The organism is Variovorax sp. IB41 (genome assembly GCF_016405905.1).
In the GTDB taxonomy this organism is placed as follows: Bacteria; Pseudomonadota; Gammaproteobacteria; order Burkholderiales; family Burkholderiaceae_C; genus Variovorax.
Window position 1 is genome coordinate 73,584 of the sequence record NZ_JAEFCB010000021.1, and the last position, 13,566, is coordinate 87,149.

A 13,566-nucleotide genomic window follows, 5' to 3' on the forward strand; every position below is an offset into this window, starting at 1 on the left:
GGACGGGTCGAAAGGGCCGCCGAGAACACCGGCCCCGACCCCTTGCTGCAACGAAAAAGACCGGTCACCCAGTATAGGTGCCGGCCTTCGATTTTCACCCTCGGGAACACCCCTCGCGCGTCGGCGCCGAGGGGGTCCGCGGGCGGATTACCAGGACCAGGAGGCGCCGATGCCGCCGCCGACCTTGCCGTTGTTGCCGCTGCCGAAGTTCACCTTGATCTGGGCCGATTCGCTCAGGCGGAAGCTGGCTGCCGCAGCGACCGCCGAGCGGCCGTCGTAGGAGCCCACACCCACGCCGATGCCGAAGCTCTTGCCCGCTTCGAGCGCCGGCACCGAGGCCGCGGCCAGCGCGATGGCCGCGCCGGTGCTGGCCGTCTTGCGCATGTCCTGCACCTCGCTGCGAACCTGGTTCAACTGCGAGATGTTGGCTGCGTCCGTCGGCAGGATGCCGGGCGCCACGTTCTGCACGCGGCCGTTGGCGACCACGCCGTTGCCCGCAGTGATCGTGCCACCCGCCGTCACATTGCCGGTGACGTTCACCGTGCCTGCGTTCAAGGTGGTGACGTTGCCGGTCACCGCGTTGATCGTGGTGATGTTGCCGGTCTGCGTGTTCAGCACCGTGATGTTGCCGTTGGCGGCCGTCAGCGTCTGGAAGTTGCCGGTGTTGGCATTCACCGTGGTGGCGTTCACCGTGCTTGCATTGACCGTGCTGGCGTTGACCGTGGTCGCGGCCACCGTGTTGGCGGTCAGCGCATTGATGGTTGCGCTGGCTGCCGACAGGTTGGTGGTGCTCACGTTGGTGGCGCTGATCGTGTTGATCGTGGCGCGGCTTGCCGTCAGGTTGGTGGTGCTGACGTTGGTCGCGCTCAACGTGTTGATCGTGCCGCTGTTGGCCGTCAGGTTGGTGGTGCTGACGTTGGTGGCGCTCAGCGTGTTGATCGTGCCGGCGTTGGCCGTGAGGTTGGTGGTGCTGACGTCGGTCGCGCTCAACGTGTTGATCGTGCCGGCGTTGGCCGTCAGGTTCGTGGTGCTGACATCGGTGGCGCTCAACGTGTTGACCGTGCCGTTGGAGGCCGACAGGTTCGTCGTGCTGACATTGGTGGCGCTCAGCGTGTTGACCGTGCCATTGGAAGCCGACAGGTTGGTCGTGCTGACGTTGGTCGCGCTCAGCGTGTTGATCGTGCCGTTCGATGCCGTCAGCTGCGTGGTGCTGACGTTGGTCGAGGTGAGCGTCGAGATGCTGCCGGTGTTGGCCGTCAGGTTGGTCGTGAGGATGCTGGTCGATGTGACGCCGGTTGCCTGGATGTTGGTCGCGGTCACGCCGGTCGCCAGGATGTTCGTCGAGGTGAGCGACTGGATCGTGCCGTTGCCCGACGACAGGTTGCCGGTGGTCACATTGCCCGCGCTGACCGTGCCGGCCGTGATGCTGGTGGAGCTCAGCGTGTTGATCGTGCCCGTGTTGGCCGAGATGCTGGTGGTGGACAGGTTGTTGATGGTGCCGTTGGTAGCGGACACATTGGTTGCGCTGACGCTGGCGGCGCTGACGGTGCCGGCACTCAGGTTGGTGACGGTTCCGTTGGCGGCCGACACATTGGTCGCGCTGACGCTGGCGGCGTTGACGGTGCCGGCGCTCAGGTTGGTGATCGTGCCGTTGGTGGCCGAGACATTGGTCGCGCTGACGCTGGCGGCGCTGACGGTACCGGCGCTCAGGTTGGTGATCGTGCCGTTGGTGGCCGAGACGTTGGTCGAACTGACGCTGGCGGCGCTAACGGTGCCGGCGCTCAGGTTGGTGATGGTGCCGTTGGTGGCCGACACGTTGGCCGTGCTGATGCTGGTGGCGGTGACAGTGCCGGCACTCAGGCTGGTCGAGCTGATGCTGGTGGAACTCAACGTGCCGAGCGTGCCATTGGCCGCAGAGATGCTGCCCGAGCTGATGCTGGTCGCGGTCACGGTGCCGGCGGTGATGCTCGTGGCGCTCAGCGTGCGGATGGTCCCGTTGCTGGCCGTGAGCGCGGTGCTGCTGAGGCTTGCGGCGGAGAGCGTTGTCGTGGTGATGCCGCCTCCAGCATTCAGCACGCCGTTGTTGTTGGTGAGGGGGCCACCAGTGCCGAAAGGATTGCTCGGCGTGGCGATGGCGTTGCCACCGATGGTGACCTGCGCCTGTGCCATGGGCAACGTCATGACGAAGCCCGCACCCACCAGGACAGAAGCGAGGACGCGGCTGACACCCGTGTAGCGGGTGATGGTGATGGTGCGAACTGAACCGGCGTTCTTGCGTGTAGTCATTTGGACTGTTTTCCTTGATGGAGAAGTGACAACTTCGCGAGCCCGACATGTCCCTCGCAGCCTCGAAGCAGGGTTGGGTTTCATTGAGTTACCCAATGCAACGAATGCTAGAAATCGAGTCCTCCGGTGAACATCACCGGTATCCGTAGTTCTCGGCCTATGTGGTTTGGCAGATACGCCGACGGCGCGTTGGCCGATGGACCGCAAAGCCACTGCCCATGCGGCTTCGCGGGCATCACGTGAACATGGGATGGGCCCCTCGCGCAGCGTTTTCCGGCGTGTTCCGCGTGGCCCGGTGCTACGTAACACGCGTCGTCACAAGCGCGTAACAACGGGTCAAAAACGGCTTTCAAAAGGCCGTGGCGAGAGGGCGTTCAACGCCTCTTTTTTGATGAATTTCCCAATGAAATCAAAGTACTACTCACCTTGACGCCGGTGTTCCGGTTGACGTGTTTCCGCGCGGGCATTGTTCCTGCGACATCTGAAACGAAAGTCAACATTTGGAAGCTACCTTGCGTAGCGAAGAGGGGCGAGCGCGTGGCCATCAATCTTTCCTGTCACCCTGTGAGAACAGCCCCGATGCCGTCGGCATCGCAGCTGTCGTACGTGAGCATCTTTCATGGCGCATTGATCGTCGAGGACGATCCCGCGGTGGCCGATCGCATGCGACGCATACTGGGTAACCTCGCGCCGGGCCGCCGCGTCGTGGTGGCCTCCACGCGCTCCGAAGCGTGCAACCTGCTGGCCTCGCTGCCCTACGACCTCGTGCTGGTGGGCATGCGCCTGCCGCGCAGCGAAGGCGTCTCGCTCATCGCCCACATCCGCCGCACCTACCTGCACATCGAGACCATCGCCATGTCGCCGTCGGACGACCACGAACTGGTGAACGCCGCGATCTCCGCGGGCGCCATCGGCTACCTGCTGACGGAAGCGGACGACATGGAGCTGTCGTTCCTGCTGCGCTCGATCGAGCGCGGCGGCGCACCGATGGACTCGCGCGTCGCGCGGCGCATCCTCGGGCTGATCGCGGCTTCGGCGAAGACGCGCACGATCGAGCCGATCCGCACCGAGCCGCGGATCGAGCCGCGCGCCGAACCGGCGCCGCGCTCCGTGCCGGCGCTGCTGTCCCCACGCGAACTCAAGGTGCTGCGCCTGATCGCGCAGGGCTGGAGCAACCGGCAGATCGCCGAGGCGGTGTACCTCTCGGTCAACACGATCGAGTTCCACGCCAAGAGCATCTATCGCAAGCTTGCGGTCAAGTCGCGCACGCAAGCGGTCCACGAGGCGACGCAGCACGGGCTTCTGAACTGAAGCGCGTCCGGCGAGGGCCCTTGCTGCCCTTGCCGCTCTCGCCGCCCTCGCCGTGGCATGGCCGGCGCTCCTCGGACGCGCCGCGCCGACCATCGGCCGCCGGCCACGCGCATGGCGCCCATTGAATATCCCTGCAGCGGCCCGCTACAATCGCGGGTTGACCCCTGCTCCAGCGAAGAAGACAAGAGGATCCCCATGAGTGACATGACCTCCGGCTCGCCCCGGATCGACACAAGCAAGCGGACGTGGTTGATCGCATCCAGCTGTGCCGGCGTAGCGGGTGGCGTGGCCACCGTAGTTCCATTTGTGAGCACTTTCCAGCCTTCCGAGAAGGCCAAGGCCGCCGGCGCCGCTGTCGAAGTCGACATCTCGGGCCTGAAGGTCGGCGAGAAAATGACCGTCGAATGGCGCGGCAAGCCGGTCTGGATCCTCAAGCGCACCCCGGAGCAGATCGCCGAGCTGCCCAAGCTGGACGGCCAGCTGGCCGATCCGCTTTCCAAGCGCCACCCCGACGAATTCACCCCCAAGTACGCGCAGAACGAGCACCGCTCGATCAAGCCCGACGTGCTGGTCGTGGTGGGCATCTGCACCCACCTGGGCTGCTCGCCGACCGACCGCTTCCAGGCCGGCCCCCAGCCTTCGCTGCCGGCCGACTGGGAAGGCGGCTTCCTCTGCCCTTGCCACGGTTCCACGTTCGACCTGGCCGGCCGCGTCTTCAAGAACAAGCCCGCCCCCGACAACCTGCCTGTGCCCCCGCACATGTACCTGTCGGAGACCAAGCTCCTGATCGGTGAAGACTCCAAGAAGGCCTGAGGCAGAAGAAGAACATGGCTGAATACCACGAAATTTCCCCCAATGCGCCCGCCGGCGCCAAGCTGCTCAACTGGGTCGACAACCGCTTCCCGCTGACCAAGCTCTGGAACGACCAGTGGGGCAAGTACTACGCGCCGAAGAACTTCAACTTCTGGTACATCTTCGGCTCGCTGGCGATGCTGGTCCTGGTGATCCAGATCGTCACCGGCATCTTCCTGGTGATGCACTACAAGCCCGACGCGAACCAGGCGTTCGCATCGGTCGAGTACATCATGCGCGACGTGCCCTGGGGCTGGCTCATCCGCTACATCCACTCGACGGGCGCCTCGGCGTTCTTCATCGTGGTGTACCTGCACATGTTCCGCGGCCTCATGTACGGCAGCTATCGCAAGCCCCGCGAGCTGATCTGGGTGTTCGGCTGCGCGATCTTCCTGTGCCTCATGGCCGAAGCCTTCATGGGCTACCTGCTGCCCTGGGGGCAGATGAGCTACTGGGGCGCCCAGGTGATCGTGAACCTGTTCGCGGCCATCCCGTTCATCGGTCCTGACCTGGCGCTCCTGATCCGCGGCGACTACGTGGTGAGCGATGCCACGCTGAACCGCTTCTTCAGCTTCCACGTGATCGCCGTGCCGCTGGTGCTGCTGGGCCTCGTGGTGGCCCACCTGATCGCGCTGCACGAAGTGGGTTCCAACAACCCCGACGGCATCGAGATCAAGGCCAACCGCGGCCCCGACGGCCATCCGCTGGACGGCATTCCGTCGCATCCGTACTACACGGTGCACGACATCTTCGGCGTGGTGGTGTTCCTCACGATCTTCTCGGCGGTGATCTTCTTCGCGCCCGAAGCCGGTGGGTACTTCCTGGAGTACAACAACTTCATCCCGGCCGACTCGCTCAAGACGCCCAACCACATCGCCCCGGTCTGGTACTTCACGCCGTTCTATTCGATGCTGCGCGCGACCACCGACGACATGGTCAACGTGTTCGCACTCATCATCGGCGCGGCTGCCATCCTGAACTTCGTCAAGGGCAGGTCGGGCACGGCGCTGAAGATCGCGATCGTCGTCGTGGCGGCCGTGGCCATCTTCCTGCTCAAGGCCTTCGACGCCAAGTTCTGGGGCGTGGTCGTGATGGGCGGCTCGGTCATCATCCTGTTCTTCCTGCCGTGGCTGGACCACAGCGAAGTCAAGTCGATCCGCTACCGCCCGAGCTGGCACAAGTATGTGTACGGCGTCTTCGTCTTCTTCTTCCTGATCCTGGGTTACCTGGGCATACAGCCGCCCGGCGTCTGGGGTGAACTGGGCATCGGCTCGTTCAAGCTGGACATCGCCCAGACCATCTCGCAGATCGGCACGCTCTTCTACTTCGGCTTCTTCCTCCTGATGCCCTGGTGGAGCCGCAAGGGCGAATTCAAGCCCGTGCCCGAGCGCGTGGTCTTCGCCGCGCATTGAGACGAGACACGAGAAGTGCAAGAGCTTGAGAGAAACACGATGAAGAAAAGAATTTCCGGCTGGCTCGCGGTCATGGGTCTGGCGCTGGGGCTGACCTTTTCCGCCGCCGCATCGGCCGAATCGGGCGGCCTGGCCTGGGACAAGGCACCCAACAAGACGAACGACGTGCAGGCGCTGCAGAACGGCGCCAAGCTGTTCGTCAACTACTGCCTCAGCTGCCACTCGGCCGCCTTCATGCGCTACAACCGCCTGCAGGACATCGGCATCACCGAGCAGCAGATCAAGGACAACCTTCTGTTCACGACCGACAAGGTCGGCGAAACCATGAAGGCCAACATCGACGCGCGCCAGGCCAAGGACTGGTTCGGCACCACGCCGCCCGACCTCACGCTGGTCGCGCGCTCGCGTGCCGGCCACGGCGGCACCGGCGCCGACTACCTCTACACCTTCCTTCGCACCTTCTACCGCGACGACACCAAGGCCACCGGCTGGAACAACCTCGCGTTCCCGGCCGTCGCCATGCCCAACCCCCTGTGGGAACTGCAGGGCGAGCGCCGGCCGGTCTACACCAAGGTCGAGCAGCACGGCCACGAGACCGAAGTGTTGACGGGCAAGTGGGAGCAGGTCACGCCCGGCGCCCTGACGCCCGTGCAGTACGACAACGCGGTCGGCGACCTGGTGAGCTATCTGCAGTGGATGGCCGAGCCCGCGCAGAACACCCGCATCCGCATCGGCGTGTGGGTCCTGCTGTTCCTGGCCATGTCGGTGATTTTCGTGTGGCGACTGAACGCCTCGTACTGGAAAGACGTCAAGTAGTTCCGTCCACGCCGACCGGTCATGCCCCGTGCATCCGGTCCCACAGAGTGGGTTGCCAACGCGACCCACTCTTTTTGATTTTTAGGAGTCTCTCGCCATGATGGTCTTGTATTCAGGAACGACCTGCCCCTTTTCCCACCGCTGCCGCTTCGTTCTGTTCGAAAAGGGCATGGACTTCGAGATCCGCGACGTCGATCTCTACAACAAGCCCGAAGACATCAGCGTGATGAATCCGTACGGCCAGGTGCCGATCCTGGTCGAGCGCGACCTGATCCTGTACGAGTCGAACATCATCAACGAGTACATCGATGAGCGCTTCCCGCATCCGCAACTGATGCCCGGCGACCCGGTCGACCGCGCCCGCGTGCGCCTGTTCCTGCTCAACTTCGAGAAGGAACTGTTCGTGCACGTCTCCACGCTGGAGAACCGCACCACCAAGGGCAACGAGAAGGCCATCGAAAAGGCCCGCTCGCACATCCGCGACCGCCTGACGCAACTGGCGCCCGTGTTCCTCAAGAACAAGTACATGCTGGGCGACAACTTCTCGATGCTCGACGTGGCCATCGCGCCGCTGCTCTGGCGCCTGGACTACTACGGCATCGACCTCAGCAAGAACGCGGCACCGCTTCTGAAGTACGCTGAGCGCATCTTCTCGCGCCCGGCCTACATCGAAGCACTGACGCCTTCCGAAAAGGTCATGCGCAAGTAAGACTGCGCCCACCGTACCGTTCTCCGCTGTCTTTTTCATGATCAACGCGCTCGAGTCGTCCTCCACCCGCCCGTACCTCATCCGGGCGCTGTACGAATGGTGCACCGACAACGGGTTCACGCCCTATGTCGCGGTGCAGGTCGACGATTCCGTCCAGGTGCCGCGCGAGTACGTGAAGAACGGCGAGATCGTGCTCAACATCAGCTTCGACGCGACCAGTTCGCTCAAGCTGGGCAACGACTTCATCGAGTTCAAGGCCCGCTTTGCGGGCAGTGCGCGCGAAATCAGCGTGCCCGTGGGGCGCGTGATCGCGATCTATGCGCGCGAGAACGGGCAGGGCATGGCGTTTCCGGCACCGGCGCCGGCGCCCGCGGGCGACAACGGCGACGTGCCGGCCTCGCCCACGGGTCCCGCGCGCATGCCGCTGCGTGACGCCTCGCGCGGAACCGAAGGCGATGCCGGCAAGATCGTTCATCTGGTCACGGGCGAAGACGGCGGTGAAACGATCGATGCGGCGCCCGCCGACTCGGCCACCGGCCCCGTCGACGAGCCGCCGCGCCCGCCGGCCGGTGGCGGTTCGCGGCCCTCGCTCAAGCGCGTCAAGTAACAGGCGCCGGAAACGGCGCCTTTAGAATCACGCACCGAAGAAATTCAGCCGCTTTAGCTCAATTGGTAGAGCACCCGCCTTGTAAGCGGAAGGTCGTCAGTTCGATTCCGACAAGCGGCACCAAGCCCTCACAATCCTCCCGGTGGTCCACCGCCCGGAGGGTTTTTCTTTGGGTGGCAGACGGCGCGATGGACGGCGCCTACGACAACGCCGTCTTCCGCTCCGCGCTCCCCGGCTCCGCCAGCTTGCGGTGCTGCTCCGCCAGCTTCGGCCCCGGCATCACCCGCGACAGCGCCACCTGCATCTTGTTGCGCCAGCCCGCGATCACGCCGCTCTCGCCCTTCATCATCGCGTCGAAGCCGGCCTTGGCCACGTCGGCCGGATCGGCCTTGTCGCTCTGCTGGCCGACGCGCGTGTCCAGCATGTCGGCGCGGGCGAAGAAGTGGGTGTCGGTCACGCCCGGCATGAGGCAGCTCACCGACACGCCCGTGCCCTTCAGTTCGTTGCGCAGCGCCATCGCAAAGGAATCGATGAAGGCCTTGCTGCCGTTGTAGATCGCCTGGAAGCTCCCCGGCTGGAAGCCCGCGATCGAGCCGGTGATCAGGATGCGGCCCTGGCCCGCCTGGCGCATCTCGCGCCCCACGCACTGCACGAGATAAATTGTGCCGGTGATGTTGGTGTTGATCACGTGCTGCACGTCGTGAAAGTCCTGGTCGAGAAAGCCGTGCCCGAGGCCGTGGCCCGCGTTGGCGAAGAGCGCGTCGATGGGCCGGCCTTGGGTGGCCGCCAGCAGCGCATCGACGCCGTCGCGCGTGGCGAAGTCGGCGCGCACCGACGTCACGTTCGCGCCCAGCACGCGCAGTTCGGTCTCGGCCTGTTCCAGTGGCTCGTCGGCGCCGATCAACAGGTCATAGCCGTTGCGCGCTGCGAGCAGCGCCAGTTGAAATCCGATGCCGGACGAGGCGCCCGTCACCACCGCGAGCGGGCGAAGGTCTGTGGTTTCCATGTCGGTCTCCTGAATGAGTTGAGTAAACGAACGAAGCGCACACCGCTTCACACGGCGTCACACCGCGCCCACGCTCCCCGTCACCGGCAGCACGATGCCGGTGATGTAGCTCGCGCAGCTCGGCGCGGCCAGGAACACGTAGGCGGGCGACAGCTCTTCGGGCTGCGCGGGGCGCTTCATGTCGGTGTCCTTGCCGAAGTCCTGCACTTCCTCGGCGGGGCGGTCGGCCGGGTTCAGCGGCGTCCACACCGGGCCGGGCGCGATGGCGTTCACGCGGATGCCCTTGGCGAGCAGGTTGCTCGCGAGCGACTTGGTGAAGGCGTGGATCGCGCCCTTGGTGGTCGAGTAGTCCAAGAGCTGCGCGCTGCCTTCCAGGCCCGTGACCGAGCCGGTGTTGATGATCGAGGCGCCCTTGCCCAGGTGCGGCACGGCCGCGCGCGCCATCTGGAAATAGCCGAACACGTTGGTGCGCAGCGTGAGGTCCAGCCGCTCGTCGGTGATGTCCTCGATGGACGCGGCGTGCAGCTGGAACGCCGAGTTGTTCACCAGGATGTCCAGCTTGCCGAACGCTTTCACCGCGCGCTCGACCGACGCGCGGCAGAAGGCCGGATCGCGCACGTCGCCCTTGATGAGCACGCAGCGCGCGCCCTCGGCCTCCACGTGGCGCCGGGTTTCCTCGGCATCGGCGTCCTCCTCCAGGTAGACGATGGCCACGTCCGCGCCTTCGCGCGCATAGAGCACGGCCACCGCGCGCCCGATGCCCGAATCGCCGCCGGTGATGAGCGCGGCCATCCCCTGCAGCTTGTGGCTGCCCTGGTAATCGGGCGCCTCGAAGCGCGGGCGCAGCGCCATGTCGGCTTCGTTGCCGGGCTTGCGCAGGTGCTGCGCGGGCACCGGGTTCTCCGGCTGCGGGCGCGGGCCGGCCTGCATGGGCTTTTTCTTCTTCGATGTGCCGGCCTCGGACGTCGCGCGGTCCTTCGCATCCTGCGCGCGCTGCACGGCGCGGTGCCGGGTGGCGACCTCGCTGGTCTTGCGGGTCTTCGGCTTCGGGGTGGTGGTGGATGCCATGGACGGTGCTCCTGCGATTGCGTGGTGGATTGCGGTGGTGATTTGCCTCTGAAGAACCACCGTAGAACGCCGACGCCCGGCGTGCGTAGGAGTGCGTCCCGAACCTGCGCCCGTCACGGCATGCGCTTGCGACCCACGGCCACCCCCTCACAACCAATCGCCGGCTCGGCGAAAGCCAGGTCTTTCCACCCATAAGAAGCAGCCAATTCGGCGGCGCCGAAACACGCGATCAACGCCCTGGCCCGTCAGTTATTTTTCCCAGTTGACTTAGTTATCTTTAGTAAAGTCATGGAATGGATGAACTGACCGAAGCCCGTCGTGCAGCGCTGCGCCGCTTCATCGACGGCGAAGGCGGCTACAGCAAGGTCGCGGCCAAATACGGTCTCACGCCATCCCACATGAGCTACCTCTCCCAATTGATCGCCAAGGGCTCCCGCGCCCCGCTGGGCGAGCGCAGCGCCCGCAACTGGCAGGAGCGCCTGAAGATCGAGGGCGACCCGATCCTGCACCCGTCGCTGGACCCGCAAGGCGGCGCCGCCGCGGTGTCGCTGCAGACCGTGATCGACCGGCTCGCGGAGTTCCTGCAGGCCGTGCCCACGGACCAGCGCGAAGTCATCGCCTCGGTCATAGGCGCGTTCGCGCGCAAGCCGCTGCCGGAATTGGGCACGGCGCTGGTCACGCTGCTGGACAGCGGGCCGGCCAATAGAAACTGGAATTCCTGAATTTCCCTGTTCGCGATTCCCGATTTTCCAGATTCCCAATTCAAAAAATAAGAAATACCTGTCGGAAATGTCAATGATCAACGTGTTGTTTGTAGAAGACCAGCCTCTGGTGTCGGAGGCGACCGCCGAAAAGATTGCGCGAAGTTCTCGCGTCGCCAATATCGACATCTGCAACAGCGCCGAAAAGGCGCTGCTCGCATTGAAGGCGACACCCGACCGCTGGGGCCTCATTCTTCTGGACCTGGACGTGCCTGGCGCCGTCGGCCTTTCGCTGGCCATGGAAATCAAGAAAATGGGCAAGGAGGCATTGACCTGCATCCTGACCGGAACGTACCGGGCCGATTACATCGCACAAGCCAAGGCCAGCGGATTCCAGGGCTATATCCTGAAAGCCATTGAAATCAAGGAACTCGAGGCCAGCCTGGAAAAGGCCATTGCCGGTGAAAAAGTATTCCCCGACATTCCCGACCTGAGCGCAGATTCGGGTGCGGTGCGTTTGACCAACCGCCAATGCCAATGCCTGGAATTCGTCGGCGCCGGACATTCCACGAAAGAAATCGCGCGATTGCTGTCATTGCATCCCGGAACGGTCAATTACCACATCGACTCCGCCATGGAGGCATTGGGCGTCAAATCGCGCGCGCATGCCGTTCAGAAGGCATTGCAATTGGGGCTCCTCGCCGGATTTGCGGCAAGGAGCAGCGATGGAAATGCTTGAGAATTTCCGCCGCAATATCGCAAAAAACGCCGGAGCGATCGATGAATCGCTCATGGAAAATCAGGGAAAAGTCTCGCGCTCCCTGATCAATGTGACGCTGGCGCACCGGCATCTGGCGCAGCGGCAATTCGTCGTCCAGCAGATCGCGTATTGGATCACCGTGCTCGGCTTACTGGTGGCCGAGGCGAGCGCGCCTGTTCTTAACTCGACCTCCATGTGGATATGGCTCGGGGTGTCGGTCGGAACGTGGATTGTCCGGGTCAGCCTTTTCTGGCCATTGACGCAATTGCCGCCGGCCGTGGTCAAGAAATCGCTCTGGCTGAAATTGATTCCGCTCACCATCAGCGTCATTGCGTGCCTGTATTGGATATGGACCATCAAATTGTTCGCGGGCCCGGTGCTCACGGTGCGCGAATTGATCATGTGCATCGGCCTGCTCAGCATCAGCGTGTCGATGACCGGCATGTGGCCGGTCACGCCGCTGGCCGTGGTCATCTACAACAGCGTGCTGTGGGGCGCTTTTTCGATCAGCCTGTACGCGAACGGGGTGGCGAGCTTTCCGGTCATCGTGGCGCTCGACGTGGGGGTGCTGGCCGTGCTGTGGCTCAATATTTTCATTGCCATCCGCCAGCTCAACGACCAGCTCGAGCGCACCCGTGAAACCAGCCAATTGGTGGTCGCGCTCGAAACCGCCAACAGCAAACTGGAACGCCTGAAGGACACGGCCTACAAGACGCTGGACACCCGCTCCGAATTCTTTGCCGGCGCGAGCCACGATTTCCAGCAGCGGCTGCATGCCGCCAAATTGTGGGTGCTGTCCGCCATGGCGGCCACCAAGGCGAATCAATCCGCGGAATCGACGCTCGACCGGCTGGGCCAGGAAGTCGATGCGCTGCAGGTCTATATCAACAATATCCTGGAATTCGCGCGGATCGAATCGCTCGATGCGGGCGTGAAAATCCGGGCGACGGAGATTCAATCACTGTTTCAGAAGCTGGATCTTCATTTCGAGAAGATCGCGGAGCAGAACGGCGTGCAACTGCGTTTTCGCATAGCCCGCATCACCATCGGCACCGACGCTTCCATGCTTTTGCGGATGCTCGAAAACCTGGTTTCCAATGCGCTCAAATACACCAAGGGCGGTGTATTGGTGTGCGCCCGCAAGACTTCACGCGGCGTGTCCATAGAAGTCTGGGACCAGGGCAATGGCATCAAGCCCGAAGCGCAGCAGCGGATATTCGATGCGTTCCACCAGGAGGATTCAGGCGATCAGGGCCGCGCCAAAGGCGTCGGGTTGGGACTGGCCATCGTCAAGCGCTTTGCGGCGCGCCTGAGTTACCGCATCGAAGTCAAATCGGTCATGGGCCGGGGCACGCTGTTCAGGATTCTCATTCCCCGGGAATTCGTGATCGGCACGGTTTCCAGCGATTAACTGGTCAGGTCGAAAAACGTCACGCGCCAGCGACGGTTTTCGGCGCGCGGCAATTCGATGGCCAATTTGTCGACGCGGTGGCGCGCCTCGGTAATCTGCTGGCCGATCACGGCCACGGCTTCCTGGAATTGGCTTTCGGCTATTTCCCGGTAATCGCAGCCGAAATGCGATTTCAGCCTTGCCGTGCAATTGAGATGAAAACCCCGGTGCAGCGCCTTCGGCAGATCCTGCGCGGCCTGCTCCAGTGCAATGCGCAATGCATCGAGCCTGGCAGCCGACAAAGGTCCGCCTTCGCCCTTGATGTGCCGCAGCGCGCCGAACTCGGCTTCGATGTCAGCGGCCAGCGGCGACAGATAAAGGGCTTTCGATTGTTGCGGGCTCTTTGCCATGCATCCCTGGGAACCGCGCCATCGTGAAAACGAAAAAGCGGGCGCGTGCAGCGCTTCAACGTGTGTCCATTGCAGCACCGCGGCCCGCCGGAGGGAATACGCAGAATTCACTGGTGTTGCGGGAAGTCGCGTAGCCGGAAGTTTTATCGGCCGGCCAAACGTCGAACTTTCAGCCTCCGGCAATTGCGTCATTGGCGGGTGCGACTGGTATTAGTCATTAGTTGTTTCAAATTTAGTT

13 protein-coding genes and 1 tRNA gene are annotated in these 13,566 nt (G+C 63.6%); 10 read left to right on the forward strand and 4 right to left on the reverse strand.

What is annotated here, in order from left to right; translation table 11 throughout:
- Nucleotides 1-147: 147 nt before the first annotated feature.
- Complete coding sequence (locus JC881_RS27315) at nucleotides 148-2,286, reverse strand: beta strand repeat-containing protein (protein ID WP_198788836.1); 2,139 nt, start codon at nucleotides 2,284-2,286, stop codon at nucleotides 148-150.
- Between the two features lie 579 nt (nucleotides 2,287-2,865).
- Between JC881_RS27315 and JC881_RS27320 the strand changes: the two genes are divergently transcribed.
- From JC881_RS27320 to JC881_RS27350, 7 genes are all read left to right on the forward strand, one after another.
- Nucleotides 2,866-3,597 (forward strand): response regulator transcription factor, encoded by a 732-nt coding sequence (locus JC881_RS27320; protein WP_198788837.1) that lies wholly within the window; start codon nucleotides 2,866-2,868, stop codon nucleotides 3,595-3,597.
- 195 nt (nucleotides 3,598-3,792) lie between these two features.
- Nucleotides 3,793-4,410, forward strand: coding sequence for a ubiquinol-cytochrome c reductase iron-sulfur subunit (gene petA / locus JC881_RS27325; RefSeq protein ID WP_198788838.1), 618 nt, complete (start codon nucleotides 3,793-3,795; stop codon nucleotides 4,408-4,410).
- Between the two features lie 14 nt (nucleotides 4,411-4,424).
- Nucleotides 4,425-5,861, forward strand: coding sequence for a cytochrome b (locus JC881_RS27330; protein ID WP_198788839.1), 1,437 nt, complete (start codon nucleotides 4,425-4,427; stop codon nucleotides 5,859-5,861).
- A 39-nt stretch (nucleotides 5,862-5,900) separates the two neighbouring features.
- Complete coding sequence (locus tag JC881_RS27335; protein WP_198788840.1) at nucleotides 5,901-6,677, forward strand: cytochrome c1; 777 nt, start codon at nucleotides 5,901-5,903, stop codon at nucleotides 6,675-6,677.
- A 97-nt stretch (nucleotides 6,678-6,774) separates the two neighbouring features.
- On the forward strand, nucleotides 6,775-7,386 hold the full coding sequence (locus tag JC881_RS27340; RefSeq protein WP_042579119.1) for a glutathione S-transferase N-terminal domain-containing protein: 612 nt from the start codon (nucleotides 6,775-6,777) through the stop codon (nucleotides 7,384-7,386).
- Nucleotides 7,387-7,423: 37 nt separating this feature from the next.
- Nucleotides 7,424-7,993: a ClpXP protease specificity-enhancing factor gene (locus JC881_RS27345; protein ID WP_198788841.1), complete on the forward strand. Its 570-nt coding sequence runs from the start codon at nucleotides 7,424-7,426 to the stop codon at nucleotides 7,991-7,993.
- 47 nt (nucleotides 7,994-8,040) lie between these two features.
- Nucleotides 8,041-8,116, forward strand: a tRNA-Thr gene (locus JC881_RS27350).
- A gap of 76 nt (nucleotides 8,117-8,192) precedes the next feature.
- Here the strand turns inward: JC881_RS27350 and JC881_RS27355 are convergent.
- Together JC881_RS27355 and JC881_RS27360 are read right to left on the reverse strand one after the other, a co-directional pair.
- On the reverse strand, nucleotides 8,193-8,999 hold the full coding sequence (locus JC881_RS27355; protein WP_198788842.1) for an SDR family NAD(P)-dependent oxidoreductase: 807 nt from the start codon (nucleotides 8,997-8,999) through the stop codon (nucleotides 8,193-8,195).
- Between the two features lie 57 nt (nucleotides 9,000-9,056).
- Entirely contained in the window at nucleotides 9,057-10,067 is a 1,011-nt protein-coding gene (locus JC881_RS27360; RefSeq protein WP_198788843.1) for an SDR family oxidoreductase, read from the reverse strand.
- Nucleotides 10,068-10,360: 293 nt separating this feature from the next.
- Here JC881_RS27360 and JC881_RS27365 point away from each other — a divergent pair, with 293 nt between their 5' ends.
- From JC881_RS27365 to JC881_RS27375, 3 genes are all read left to right on the forward strand, one after another.
- Complete coding sequence (locus tag JC881_RS27365) at nucleotides 10,361-10,789, forward strand: hypothetical protein (RefSeq protein WP_198788844.1); 429 nt, start codon at nucleotides 10,361-10,363, stop codon at nucleotides 10,787-10,789.
- A gap of 73 nt (nucleotides 10,790-10,862) precedes the next feature.
- On the forward strand, nucleotides 10,863-11,507 hold the full coding sequence (locus tag JC881_RS27370; RefSeq protein WP_198788845.1) for a response regulator transcription factor: 645 nt from the start codon (nucleotides 10,863-10,865) through the stop codon (nucleotides 11,505-11,507).
- Nucleotides 11,494-12,939 carry a sensor histidine kinase gene (locus JC881_RS27375; protein WP_198788846.1) on the forward strand — a complete coding sequence of 482 codons (1,446 nt, stop codon included), beginning with the start codon at nucleotides 11,494-11,496 and terminating at the stop codon, nucleotides 12,937-12,939. The genes JC881_RS27370 and JC881_RS27375 overlap by 14 nt, the downstream gene beginning before the upstream one ends.
- Here JC881_RS27375 and JC881_RS27380 read toward each other — a convergent pair.
- Complete coding sequence (locus JC881_RS27380; protein ID WP_233102073.1) at nucleotides 12,936-13,439, reverse strand: hypothetical protein; 504 nt, start codon at nucleotides 13,437-13,439, stop codon at nucleotides 12,936-12,938. The two genes, JC881_RS27375 and JC881_RS27380, sit on opposite strands and share 4 nt — an antisense overlap.
- Nucleotides 13,440-13,566 lie beyond the last annotated feature (127 nt).